Genomic DNA, 12,814 nt, shown 5'->3' with positions numbered 1-12,814 from the left:
CCCACCGCTGATACGTCCGAGCCATTTGCGGTTCCTGGTTCCGAGAGAAGAAGCCATGTACAAACTGAACAACCGGATCAGGGATAGCGCCTGGAGTTCCACGACACTCATCGCTGACTACCTTGGCCGCACACCCTCAGGTGCCCCTGAGGCGGAGATGTGGATCGGCGCCCATCCAGGAGCGCCGTCAGTGGCAGTCCTGGACACCGGCCGCGAACGCTTGAATGAGTTGATTGGTGCCGATCCGGAAGGCCTGCTGGGGCCGGACAGGCACGCCGCTTTCGGGAGCACACTGCCGTTCCTGATGAAGGTGCTGGCTGCTGAATCTGCACTGTCACTTCAGGTACACCCGACACGGGAACAAACCGCGTCCGGCTTCGCAGCTGAAGATGCTCTCGGCGTCCCGAAAGATGCCCAGGCACGCAACTATAAGGACCCTAACCACAAGCCCGAGATGATTCTGGCCCTCACGGACTTCGAAGCTTTGTGCGGGTTCCGTCCTGCAACTGAGACCAAAGCGATTTTCGACGCGCTCGTGACCTCTTTCAGGGAGACAGGGCCAGAAATCCACGAGGTCCTGCAACAGGCCAGCTCCACTCTTGCCGCCGCCAACGACCCAACTGCTGTCCGCCGAACCTTCACCGGACTGATCAGGGGCGGCGATGAAGTCTCCCGTGCGGTTGACGCCGCGGCGGCGCTGCTGGGCTCGACGATCCCCGAGGGTCCCCATACCGCCGCTTTGAAAACCGCACTGGAGCTCAGCGACATGTCAGGCGTGATATGACCAACTCAACAAACTCCGTGTTCACAGCCGAGGGGATTCATACGGCCAGTGTCGCAACGGGAGCCTTGATCGGTTTGGATATTGGTGGGACCAAGACCCACGGCGTACGGTTCGAAAATGGCGTGCCTGTCGCTGACAGTATCGCCGGCAGTGCCAACGTCCAGAACGTCAGCCGGGAAGGTGCCCGCGCCCACCTCGCAGAGCTTTTCGCGGAGATTGGCTACGGCGACGTCCGGCAGGTATACGCCGGTGCCGGCGGAATCGACTCGGACGCCGATGCCGAAGCCCTAAAAGCTCTGATTGCACCTTTCGCACCGAAAGCCCTGACCACCGTCGTCCACGACTCGCGGCTGCTGCTGGCAGCAGGCCGAGTCAGCAGCGGAGTCGCCGTCATCGCCGGGACGGGGTCAGCGGCCTGGGGACGCAATCCGCGCGGAGTCGATGCACGTGCAGGGGGCTGGGGATACCTGCTGGGAGACGAAGGAAGCGGATACTGGCTCGGCCGGGAAGCTGTCCGCCACAGCCTGCGCAGAATGAACCAAGGCTACGAAGCGGACGCCCTCACCCGGAGTCTCCTCCGCGCATGCGATCTGGATCATCCGAATCAACTGATCGCGCTGTTCCATTCGGCGGGCACAGGACGCCGGTACTGGGCGCAGCAGGCACGTCTGGTAGTAGAGGGCGCCGACGCTGGACACGTTCCCAGTCAGAAGATGCTTGACCGTGCCGGGCAGGATCTCGCTGATATGACAGCGCAGACACTGTCTCAATTGGGCATCGCGGGACCCGTTGTCCTGGGAGGAGGGCTCGGCATGCACGTACTGCGGCTTCAATCAGCCTTCCGTGAAGCCTTGGCCAGGGACGGAATAACCGATGTCCGCCCGGTTACCCAAGACCCCGTCTACGGTGTCCCCCAGCTCGCCGCGGAACATCCGGCGCGACCGGCCTAGCCATACCGAAGTTTCTCTCTCCTCAAACATTGTCGAAAATCCAGCCCGCCGCCTTGCGGCGGCATATGGAGGCCCAATGAAATCCGTTTACGTCCCCGCAGCAAAGACTTTTCCAGTCGCCCCCTCGACTGGTGTTCTTTCGCCATTGCCCCTGCCGGCTGTATCCCTGTCGGGTGGCTTCTGGGGGGAACGCCAAGAACTGAACCGTGCCGCCATCATTCCTCATGGCGTCTCCTGGGTCACCCGGCTTGACTGGTTGGGCAACCTTGAGAAGGCGGCTGGGAAGGAAAAGTACGAGCACCGAGGACGGGAATTCGCCGACTCGGAAATCTACAAGCTGATCGAAGCCATGTCTTGGGAACACGCCCGCTCCGGCGAAACGGAACTCAGTGAGGTCATGGATGCCTTCATCGACAAGTTGGCCGCAGCCCAGGAGCCGGACGGCTACCTGCACACGCTTTTTGGCCGGCCCTGGCAGCAGCCCCGCTACTCCGATTTCAAGTGGGGCCATGAGCTGTACTGCTTCGGCCACCTGATCCAGGCTGCAGTAGCCAACCACCGCGCCACCGGGGCGGTAAAGCTCCTGGACGTTGCCCGAAAACTTGCTGACCACGTCTGCATCATGTTCGGGCCCCGCGGGCTGGATAAAGTATGCGGGCACGCCGAGATCGAGGTAGCCCTCGTGGAGCTGTACCGGGTCACCGACGAACGGCGCTACCTGGACCAGGCCAGGACCTTCATCGAGCGCAGAGGCACCGGAACACTGCCCCTCTTTGAATTCGGCCAGGCCTACTGGCAGGACGACATGCCCGTCCGCGCGGCCAAGGTCCTGCGCGGCCATGCCGTTCGCGCCCTGTACCTCGCCGCCGGCGCCGTCGACGTTGCGGTTGAAACCAACGACACCGAACTCCTCGATGCCCTGAAGCTCCAATGGCGGAACACCGTTGCCTGCCGCACCTACATCACCGGCGGAATGGGCTCACATCACATGGACGAAGCCTACGGCGAAGACTTCGTGCTCCCGCCGGATCGATCGTACTGTGAAACATGCGCCGGAGTCGCTTCCAACATGTTCAGCTGGCGCCTGCTGCTGGCCACGGGGGACCCACAATACGCGGACCTGATCGAGCGGACGCTTTACAACATTGTGGCCACATCGCCCTCCGCCGACGGGAAGTCCTTTTTCTACGCCAACACCCTGCATCAGCGCACTACCGCCGGGGAGGCGCCACTGAACGAAGACGGCGTCTGCATCCGGGGAGGCTCCAGCGGCCGTGAGGCGTGGTTCGAAGTGTCCTGCTGCCCGCCCAACGTCGCCCGGACCCTGGCAAGCCTCAGCTCCTATGTAGCAACCACGGACGCAGACGGAGTACAGATTCACCAGTACGCGGCTGGACGCATCCGCGCCGAACTGGCCACCGGCGCCCTGATCCTGGACGTCGAAACCGACTACCCAGCCACAGGACGGATCAAGCTGACCGTGGCCGAAGCGCCCGGTACGCCCGTCAGCATCAGTCTGCGGGTCCCCGCCTGGGCCACCGGCGCGACGCTGAATGCCGGCGAAGGGCCGAAGCCTGCCGGCCCCGGAACAATCACAGTCACAGAGGCTTTCCGGCCCGGGCAGGAAATCATCCTCGACCTTCCGATGGCTCCCCGATTCTCCTGGCCCGATGACCGGATTGACGCTGTCCGCGGCTGCGTGGCCATCGAGCGCGGTCCCGAAGTCTTCGCCCTGGAATCTGTTGACCTACCGGCCGGATGGGAGCTCGCCGACGCCCACATAGACACAGCGGCAGGCCTCACCGAAAAGGACGGCACCATCACCGTACAGCTGGGCGGACTGCACCGGGGACCGGCCGGGGGCGCCTGGCCCTTCGCAAACCAAAATGACACGGTGACCGCCGGCAGCGCCCAAGCGGCGCTGGTCCCGTACCACTCCTGGGCCGAACGCGGCAGCTCGACCATGAGGATATGGATCCCGGTACACACCCCGGTCATTTCTTAACGCTTAAAGCAGGCCGGTGTGAAGGGCCTCGCCCTTAGCAAGCTCGATGACTAAGGCCGCCAGGTCCGGCGGATGCCTTACGGTCCCCACTATTACGGGCTGAGCCTGGCCGGCCTCACCCGTGAAAATGGGTACGTGGGAGTATACGGGGAAGCCACAAACTACTTCCCCTGTTGGTTCTTCCGGACACTCACGCCCGCGGGTTTACCCGGTATCAGGGGCAAACGGCTGCCGGGCACCGTGCCATGTTCCTGCAGCAGGTCATCGATCCACAGGAACAGCGATTATCCGGGACGCCCCCTCCGCACGGACGAGGAATCCAGCGCCGCCCTCCTGCTGGGAATTCCCGACGGATCGGACCGGGGTGCACGCCGAGGGACATGATCTTCCTGGGATGCCGGAAGGCCGGTGGAGATGGCTGATGATGCCATTTCCACCGGCCTTTTGTGCGCCGTGCCAATTTTCAGTTCTGCAGGTTAGCTGAGGCGGGACCGTCTTGGGCCGCCTCAGCTAATCCTTCCGCATTCTTGGCCCTACGAGGCCTTCATGAGGACCAGAGCCTGATGAGCGCTGACGTTAACGGCGGTGCCGTTGATGGAGCCGTTTGCCTCGGGGGTAGCGCCCGTCCAGTCTCCTGTCAGTCCGAGCTCGGTACTGGCGGTCGCGTCCCCGCTATTGAGGACAACCAGGGCACGCTCTCCGTTGGCAGCGACAAACTCGAACGCTTTGAGGGTACCGGAGCCGGTTGCGCGTTCGATGGTTTCGATTGGCTTTGCGTCCTTCGCCCGTGGCTGGAGCATAACCGTGTGGTCTGTTCCGGCAGGTTGGCCAAGCTGCAGCCACTGCTGGTTCTCCTGTGGCCAATCACCGGAGACTTTGCCCTTGTCGAGGCCAACCGAGGGCTGCGCCGATCCGAGGAGGTGAACATCCAGATCCACTCCCTGATAACCGTGGGCCGTGAGCAACCCGGGGGCCTGGTCTATTGACGTGGTCAGCGTGTGCAGGTTGAACCGGCTCGGTACGGAGGATTTGATGCGGTCCCACATGAGGAAGGCGTTGAATCCGCCCTTGAGCTGGATCATGTTCCGTTGGTAGTCCGTGGCACCCGGCGTGGCACCGCCGGTTTGGACCAGGTCAAGCTTGTCTGAGTAGTAGCGGACAGGCGTTTCCACAGATGGGGCCGTGCCCTGCCAGGCACCGTCGGACTGGAACTGGACAACGTTGTGGGCCGCTGCACTGTTGAACCAGACATTGTCCCCGTTGAAGTAGCCGCCCACACCCGAATCCAGGGCCAGGGGAACGGACTTGCCCCAGAGGGAGAAGCCGCTGCGGTCATCGTGGTTGTGGCCCAGGGGCCGCGGCGTGTCCGACATGATCAGGTAGTTTTCGTCGGGCGTTCCCACCTTGTCTCGCAGGATGTCGTACCCAACGCTCTTGACCGCTGTCGAGGACAAGGCCGGGTCCTTGGAGGGCAGTGCCGGGTCAGTGTTTAGCAGCGGCGGCAGTGCCCATGGGTTGGCGCCGGTGTCGGCTATCGGTGACCCTGCCCGATTCCAGGTCCACTGCATAGCGGCGGAAAGCTCTGGGTCGGAATGCTCGTACAGCGGGGCGTTCCAGCCGAGGATCCGGTAGGGCTTTTCGTTGTAGTCAGCGTCACCGATGGCAGGCATTAGGACTGTTCCCGGCGCCTTGGTGTTGGTTGAATCGACAGGAGTCTGGATGTTCACAAGGAAGGAGAACATTTTTTTCAGCTTGTCGTTGTTGACCAGATCCGGCCCACCGGCCCGCCGAAGCGCCTGCGCAAACGGCACGAGACGCACCAGCGGGGCGGCGTGATACCTGATGGTTTCGGGGAATGCCCCGTCGTCGCCGACGACGTTTTGCAGGGTCCATTCGACTTCCCCCTGGGCGTGGGCGCGGTAGGTGCCCGATGACGTCAGGTTCGGGAGGGCCATGCTGACAAGACCGACGCCGATGGCCCGGTCAAGATTCCAGTTCGAGATCCGGCCCGCATCGGTGGAGCGGTCGTAGTAGGCCAGGTTCATCTGGGTGTCCTGCATCCAGCCGAGCCGGTCGATGAGCCATGCTTGGTCGGTAGGATTGATGGATTTTGAGTTGATGACGAGGTCCAGAGCCTGGGCGAAGCCTCCCATCGCGCGGCCGAAATGCACAGCCCCGTAGCCGTCCTCACCGTTGGGCTTGCCCCCGGTGGTGAGGGCGTAGTTCATACCCCACACCGACTCACCAATGAGGTACTTGAGTCCTAGGATCGCCTTTTGGGCAGCTTCTTCGTCCCCGGTCACGAGGTACACGTTGGCACTCGCCTGTGTGGCCTCAAATAGCGGTGAATCCCACCGGGTGTGCGTGTCCCAGTTGTAGGCAGGGGCTCTGTACGCTGCGCCTACCGGTGTCCCGGCGTCATTTGTATACGTGACGCTCCAGGTGAGGCCGGCCCCCTCAATGAGTCCACGCTGGCTGATGGTGGCTCCGAGGGAGTAGCGGGCGCCTGCCGTTGCCGGAAGGTCCTGGTTCAAGGTCACCGTGGCCTTGCCGGCGGGGGAGCCGGCGGCGTACTTAAGGGAGGCGGCGCCGGCTGCGGCCCAATCGGTGGTCCTGCTGACCGCGGCACCCGCCGTGTTGGCAGTCCAGGGGCTCGTGCCGGAGCCAAACTCCTCGAAGCTATTGTCCGGAATGGTAACGGGCTGGCCGTTGGCCAGGGACGTGAGGGTGATGGCGTCGATCATGGTCGAACCTTTACCTTCGACGTCGAAAGACAGGCGCATCCTGGTGGCGCCGGCCGGGACCGTATAGATGTTGCTCTGTGCCCTGTAGGGGTTGACCAGGTAGGCGGGGTCCTTCAGTTGGTCGACAGTCCATTTTTGGGATAACGCGAGCTGGCGCTGGTACTCCTCACCTACAACGCCCGTCTTGACGCGGTCCTGCAGACTCTTGACCTCGGAGCTGTTGAGCAGCAGTGACGGCCGGGCGATTGCCTTGGCGTTCGGGTCGACGACGGTGCTCCGAACGAGCGAGACGTCGTCGAACCATGCCTGGCCTTTGCCGGTGAGGCGGACGAAGGCCCGGGCCTCGGTTGCTGCCGCGGGGGGAAACCCCTGCAGCCTGCTGGCATGCCATCCGGTAGCGCCGCTTACAGGCTCAGTCAGCTGTTCGCTGAGGGTGACTCCGTTGGCGTCCAGGTACTTCAGCCCTGCAGCCGCCGAGCCGCTGGCCAGATCCGTTTTCAGCGCGGCTGAGAAGTCGTAGCCTGCCAGCCGCTCGGCGGGAATAGGGGCAGACTCCAGGACTGACTGGTCGCCGTCGGATCTATTGGTAAGGGTCAGGGAATTCTGCCCGGTTTGGGCGGTTCCGGAGTCCGTGCCGGCCGTGTTTCCTTCGGCCACGCCGGATACGGTGGTCTGCTTCGCGATGGTGATGTCATCGAACCATGCAGTTCCGCCATTGTAGAGCCGGTAGTCGATCCGGACCGAGACGGCCCCGGCAGGTGCCGCCAGTATGGACTCAGCGTAGGTCCAGTCCGACGTGGACACCGTGTTTTGGATGATCCGGTCGCCGCCGACCGTTTGGCCGTTGGCATTGCGGAAAATCACCAAGGGCCGGATGTCACCAGGGGCGGCGTTCTGTCCTTTAATCCAAAACCCGAACTTGTAGGTGCCTGGAGAGATCGGGACATAGTTGACTTGCTGCCAGTCACCGATGCCCCCGGGGACACCGTCAATGCGCAGTGATTTTGTGCCAGTGTGCGCAACCGCGTTATCCCAAACCATCATGGCTTTAGCTGCGGAGTAGTTGAACGTCTTCCAGTTTTCCGGGGTTGTTGTCCCTGATTCCGCCGAGGGGTTCGGGACTGTGACAGGGGTCCACTGTACGGAGGCCGGGGACCACCCGGCCGGCCCTGGTTGGCCGGTGTCGCTAGCAGTTTCTGCCCCTCCATTTGGCACGAGTTCCCGCTGTTGACGGACGTCGGGGGAGATGTCATCGACATCCACAGCTGTGGCTCCCAGGACGTGTATCGAGACTTGGACGTTTTTTGCGTCAGCTGGGGTGGCGGCCGTCAGGGACAGTTCGGACCAGGAGCCCGGCTTCATCGCCGTAAGGGTGGAAACCTGCTGGCCTACTTCGCTGCCGTCGGCTGCGGTGAACTTCACCCGAAGTTCAACCCTTGGTGACCCTTCCGCTGGCCGCACCAGGGCGCGGTAGTAAACAACGTCGGTGGTCTTCTTCAACTTAACGGCGGGGGAGCTGAGCACCGTCGCGTCGGTCTCAGAGACGGAGTTGATTCTTGCGCCGGATTTTCCGGTCCGTGCTGAAGCCGTGCCGGTAGAGGTCGTTCCCGGTCCGCTCTGGCTCCAGCCCTCGGGCAGGGACGGCTGTGCACCTTCTTCGAAGGTCGCTCCTGGAATAGAGAAGCCTTGGGAAGTATCTGTCGCAGGTGCTTGGGGGAACGCCGCGATTGCGCCCCCGGCAGTTACAGTCGCGACAAGCAGGGAAAGTGCCAGGGCAGCCCCCAGTGGGCGGCAAATTGCTGGGTCTTTCAAAGGTGAACCCCTTCGTTCGTCATATTCGAAGCAGCAATTGAGCAGGGGCAAAGGCAGCAGCCAATACGAGACCTGTATCGCTGATATCGATATCAGACTAGGGGAATCGCAGCCTTCGTGCAATAGATTTTCAGTGCTCTTCTCTGTTCAGGTGTGCGGGGTGGTGGGCTCAGGGTCCTGGCGGGTGGGCCCTCCGCCTGCTCTGGTGTGGGGTTGTGCGGTTCCTCGTTCCCGGTTCTGTTGGGTTGGGCGTGCGTGTCCAACACCAGTTCATGGTTAGGCGTTACGGGGACTACTTGACCTCGCCAATTTCCGTGCGGAGCGTCTTCTGGAAGCGCTTCTTGTGGGCAGCTAATTCAGTCTTTTGTCCTGCCCAATCGGTGTTGACAGTGTCCACACTTACGTCTTCCTTAAGGGTGTGCCGGTAGGGGAAGCGCCGACGGGCATCTCGGGTAGTGCGCCGCGCGTAACGTCCGGTTGGAGCACGGCACTTTCGGGCGTTACTGAGGGGCAGCATGTACGACCTTCGCAACGAACAGTCTCAAGCAGCAAGGCCCTGCAGTGATTCCTCGAATGGGCCGTGCATCAGCGGGCCAAGATGGCATGAAACCTCGCCCAAGCCGACCAGTTCATTGAAAGGCTTAGCGGGATGCTTCGGTTTCCCCGCTCGGAAGACCGCGCGATGTATCGCAAACAGAACAACGCCAAACACCGCTACTAATCACACTCATTCACAGTCAGGCGAACCACCGGCAAGTGTGTTCCGTGAAGGGCCGTTCATATACCGGTCCGCTTGAGCCTCACCTCGGCCGGCGCCGTGGTGCTGGTGCAGGACGACGCATCCGGCCGGCTTTTCATCGCCGGTAGCACTGCAAGGATTCCGAGTATCCCGGCGACTGTGAAGGCCAGGCCCGGAGAATCGGGGGTGAACAGAACTCCCAGTGTTGCCGAACCGACCGCCTGGCCGATGGCGAGGGCGATGAACAGCGCGGCTGTGCCTTCAGCTGCGCGATTGGGAACCAGGCGGACGGCCCAGATGATGAGAACACCGCACAATGCGGTGTAGCTGGCCGCGAACAGCGCCATGGAGGTATAGGCCGCGAAGGGGGCACTTGGTGCAGCACCTAGGACGGTCGTCGCGCCTGCCATGGCCAACGAGGTCAGGATCCAAGCCGTCCGCAGGCTCCACACCTTAACGATCTTTCCGGCGGTGGCGCCGAGCACGCCGGAAGCTCCCAGGACGATCCACGCAACGATGGAGTATGACTCCTCACCCGGACGGGAAGCGTCCATGACCGTGCGGCCGAAAGTCCAGATCGCAGCACTGGAGGCCCCGGCCAGAGCAGCCGCGACGATAGGCCAGGCCAGTAGCGTCAGGTCACGGGCGCGCACCCGTGGCGGGGGGTCAGCGGCCCTACCCCGGTGGGCGGATCGATCGGCACGGAGGGTGGCAACGGCAGCGATGGAAACCAGGACTGCGATGGCGAGCCAGCCCAAGCGCCATTGACCGATTGTGAGGAGCATGAGGATGCCCGCGACGACGATGCCTGCTCCGGTGCCCGCATTGACAATCGTCTGCGCGCTTTCCTGGAGTGGCGGGACGATATCGCGTTCGATGAGCGTGACCAGACCCGGGGTCGCGAATCCGGCACCGGCACCCGCCAGAACCACGCTAATCGCGAGGACAACGACATTAGGGGCGACCGCCACACCCACAGATCCCAGGGCAGCCGTTGCCCCCGCGCACAGCACGACCAGGGTCGGGCGGGCAGCAATGCGCGAAGCGAGAAATGCCGCGAAACAGAAAGAGAGGAAGCTTCCGGCCTGGATAAGCCCGGCAGTGGCCGAGTCCATGTGGAAGGTCTCGGTGAACCTGGGCAGGAAAAGCCCGTAACCGAAGCGTGCCAGCCCGTAGGTGGCCGCGATTAAGGCCATGCCGCTGACCACCAAAGCCCGCATCGTATCCTCCTGGGACCATCAACGTAAGAACGAGCGTTACGCTACAGCAGAACTGTCGTTCTGCGATAGTGGCCGTTACAGTGGAGTGGTGATCACCGGTCAGCGCCTTCCCGCCCGCGCGAGGCTGCTTCAGGCAGCCGATCAAGTGCTGTTCGACCGTGGCATCCGCGTCACGCCTGTTGATGATCTGCTGCGTCAGGCGGATGTCTCCACCGCCACGTTGTACACGCATTTCGGCAGCAAGGACGCACTGATAGCAGAGGCTTTGAGAGTTCGGCTGGCGGACTGGCAGGCAGTGTGGGATGAACACATTGTCGCTGCCGACGACGACATGGAGCGGTTGCTAGCGCTGTTCGACGCCCTTGCCGCCTACCGGCGCGACCGTAACCACCCTTCACGCTGGTGCGCCTTTCTGGCCGCCGCCACCGAGCTTCCCGCCGCTGCGGACGAGATCAGCACCGTCCTGGCCGCGGACACCGACCTGCTCGCGACCCGCCTCCTGCATTTCTCGCACCCGATTGCCGGGCCGCGCGCTCAAGACCTGGCTGATGAAGTGCTCTTGGCCTACAGCGGAACCCTGGCTGCCTTCCTGCGGGGCCACCCCCGCTCACCCATCGAGGTCGGCCGCCGCCTAGCCCGCTCAGCAGCTCGAGCCCACAGCCGCCACTGACACGTCTGTCAGCAGCACGCCACTGGGCAGGACAAGCCCAAGACCCTGCCAACCGGCAACCACCGCATGCAAACATGCCCGAATGGCGCCCATTGCTGAGCAGAACACAGCGACTTGTCAGTCAGACACTCGCGCGTCTCCACGAAGAGCAAGACCTCACCGTCCTACTCGTTAGGCCTTATTGGCCTTGGCGTCATACCCAGAATATTCATGGCGACCAGCGACTCGCAGGCACAACAGGAGCCCGCCAAGGCTCCGTGAAGCGATGGCCCAAACTTGGCCGCCTGGCACGCTCTCTTCCATACGCCCGCGAGGGACTGTCCGATAGACGGTGTGTGGGTCCGGCCGGTTTTCATTAGTGAGTGGTTCTATCGAACCGCCCGGCGAAGGTAATAGCGAACGCGTTCAGCGCGAGCTTCCACCTCGTTACCCATCGTGCCCGACCGCCACGAACTCAGCCCAGACGCAGACCAGCATCTCGGGCTCGGGCTCGGGCTTTCGCGAAGGCGAACGGGTCAATATTAGCGCCTCGCAGAAGGGTCGAATCTGGTCCGCGATCTTGGTTCCTGCACGTCGGCTCTGATGGCCACAGCCTTGCGAAGATCATTGGCTGCCTTCTGGACGTTGTCATAGGTTTGGAGATGAGGTCGCTGTTCAAGGCGGACTGGCAATGAAAAGCACCCGCCCGTGTGACTCCTCGGACGGGTGCTTCAGTTTCCCACGCTAACGGGAGCTGAACTCCAGGAGGCTTTTGCCGATGTCTTCGCCAATTTTTCGCAGCAGCGACGCGGAGAGTTCGGGATCCTTTGATGAGTCCCGGTCGGTGTATTCACCCAGGGTGAACACATTGGTCAGATCCAGGTCTGGCCAGCGCTCTTTGGGAAGCATGGAGCGGCCGGCAACGGCGATAATGGGGCGATTTCCGGATCGTCGGGCCACCGCCGCCGGTAGTTTCCCGGCAAGGGTTTGCTCGTCAATGCTGCCTTCGCCGGTGATCACCACGTCGCAGTTGTCCTTGCGGGTGTTGAAGTCGAGCAGGTCCAGGAAGTAGTCCGCGCCGGAGACCTGCCGGGCGCCGAGCAGGAGGCAGGCGTAGCCGATGCCGCCTGCGCTGCCTGCTCCGTCGTTTTCTGCCAGCACCGCGGCGTCCTTGAATCCTGCTTCGGACATTTTCGCCACGAAGTTCGCCAGGGCCGCGTCGAGCGCGGCAACATCAGGGGGCGTGGCGCCCTTCTGCGGTGCAAACACCGCTGGTGCGCCCTGCGGGCCGCGGAGCGGATTATGGACGTCGCTGGCCACGACCAGTTCAGTCTCGCCCAGCTCGGGACGGTCAGTCCGCTCAACGGTGTGAATCTGGGCCAGCGCCCGGCCGCTACCGTAGAGTTGCCGGCCCTCTGCGTCGCGGAAGCGGTAGCCGAGGGCCGTGAGCATTCCCATCCCGCCGTCGGTGCTGGCGCTGCCGCCCAGGGCCAGGATGATCCTGGCGGGGTTGAGGCTGATAGCGAAAAGGACTGCTTCGCCGAAGCCGTGACTGGAGGCCTCCAGCGGTTCGAACTTTCCGCCGGGGAGCAGCCCGAGCCCGCAAGTATTCGCCACCTCCACCACTGCCGTGGTGCCGTCGAACGCGATGCTTGCCTGCACCGGTTGGCCGGTGGGTCCCGCGACGGTGTAGCTGCGGCGGCCGAACCCGGAGGTGACGGCGGCATCGACACTGCCGTCACCTCCGTCCGCCAGCGGCAGCAGTTCGCAGTGGACCTGGCCGCCAGGAAAAGCGACTGAGCGGAGGCCCGAGGCCAGGGCGTCCGCCACTTCGCTGGCGGTGAGGCTGCCTTTGAACTTGTCCGGCGCGATGAGGGCGCGGACGCTTTGCGGGGCGGTTTCTGCGGTCAT

The 12,814-nt window shown here is 63.1% G+C and carries 7 protein-coding genes; 4 read left to right on the top strand and 3 right to left on the bottom strand.

Features of this window, described 5'->3' with window-relative positions; translation table 11 throughout:
* Nucleotides 1-55 precede the first annotated feature (55 nt).
* The 3 genes from manA (at nucleotide 56) to QFZ57_RS16040 (ending at nucleotide 3,739) form a co-directional block, all read left to right on the top strand.
* The gene (gene manA, locus QFZ57_RS16050; RefSeq protein WP_306900925.1) at nucleotides 56-784 is read left to right on the top strand and encodes a mannose-6-phosphate isomerase, class I; all 729 of its coding nucleotides are present in this window, start codon (nucleotides 56-58) and stop codon (nucleotides 782-784) included.
* A complete protein-coding gene (locus QFZ57_RS16045) occupies nucleotides 781-1,734 on the top strand; it encodes an N-acetylglucosamine kinase (protein ID WP_306631318.1) in 954 nt (317 codons plus the stop codon). Before manA ends, QFZ57_RS16045 begins: the two co-directional genes overlap by 4 nt.
* Nucleotides 1,735-1,810: 76 nt before the next feature.
* On the top strand, nucleotides 1,811-3,739 hold the full coding sequence (locus QFZ57_RS16040) for a glycoside hydrolase family 127 protein (RefSeq protein ID WP_306631317.1): 1,929 nt from the start codon (nucleotides 1,811-1,813) through the stop codon (nucleotides 3,737-3,739).
* Nucleotides 3,740-4,272: 533 nt separating this feature from the next.
* Here QFZ57_RS16040 and QFZ57_RS16035 read toward each other — a convergent pair.
* Together QFZ57_RS16035 and QFZ57_RS16030 are read right to left on the bottom strand one after the other, a co-directional pair.
* Nucleotides 4,273-7,905 carry a heparinase II/III domain-containing protein gene (locus QFZ57_RS16035; RefSeq protein WP_306900924.1) on the bottom strand — a complete coding sequence of 1,211 codons (3,633 nt, stop codon included), beginning with the start codon at nucleotides 7,903-7,905 and terminating at the stop codon, nucleotides 4,273-4,275.
* Between the two features lie 1,167 nt (nucleotides 7,906-9,072).
* The gene (locus QFZ57_RS16030) at nucleotides 9,073-10,254 is read right to left on the bottom strand and encodes an MFS transporter (protein WP_306631314.1); all 1,182 of its coding nucleotides are present in this window, start codon (nucleotides 10,252-10,254) and stop codon (nucleotides 9,073-9,075) included.
* Between QFZ57_RS16030 and QFZ57_RS16025 the strand changes: the two genes are divergently transcribed.
* The gene (locus QFZ57_RS16025) at nucleotides 10,229-10,924 is read left to right on the top strand and encodes a TetR/AcrR family transcriptional regulator (RefSeq protein WP_306900923.1); all 696 of its coding nucleotides are present in this window, start codon (nucleotides 10,229-10,231) and stop codon (nucleotides 10,922-10,924) included. The two genes, QFZ57_RS16030 and QFZ57_RS16025, sit on opposite strands and share 26 nt — an antisense overlap.
* A gap of 723 nt (nucleotides 10,925-11,647) precedes the next feature.
* On the opposite strand, the gene QFZ57_RS16020 is transcribed toward QFZ57_RS16025, so the two are convergent.
* On the bottom strand, nucleotides 11,648-12,814 hold the full coding sequence (locus QFZ57_RS16020; protein WP_306900922.1) for a glycerate kinase: 1,167 nt from the start codon (nucleotides 12,812-12,814) through the stop codon (nucleotides 11,648-11,650).

Source organism: Arthrobacter sp. B1I2 (assembly GCF_030816485.1).
Taxonomy (GTDB): domain Bacteria; phylum Actinomycetota; class Actinomycetes; order Actinomycetales; family Micrococcaceae; genus Arthrobacter.
Note: the sequence above shows the minus strand (reverse complement) of the source record. Positions and strands in the feature narration are given on the sequence as shown.

Coding starts and splice junctions, on each gene's coding strand:
- QFZ57_RS16025 (WP_306900923.1), top strand. CDS start 10,229: ATGCCGCTGACCACCAAAGCCCGCATCGTATCCTCCTGGGACCATCAA.
- QFZ57_RS16030 (WP_306631314.1), bottom strand. CDS start 10,254: ATGCGGGCTTTGGTGGTCAGCGGCATGGCCTTAATCGCGGCCACCTAC.
- QFZ57_RS16045 (WP_306631318.1), top strand. CDS start 781: ATGACCAACTCAACAAACTCCGTGTTCACAGCCGAGGGGATTCATACG.
- QFZ57_RS16020 (WP_306900922.1), bottom strand. CDS start 12,814: ATGACCGCAGAAACCGCCCCGCAAAGCGTCCGCGCCCTCATCGCGCCG.
- manA (WP_306900925.1), top strand. CDS start 56: ATGTACAAACTGAACAACCGGATCAGGGATAGCGCCTGGAGTTCCACG.
- QFZ57_RS16040 (WP_306631317.1), top strand. CDS start 1,811: ATGAAATCCGTTTACGTCCCCGCAGCAAAGACTTTTCCAGTCGCCCCC.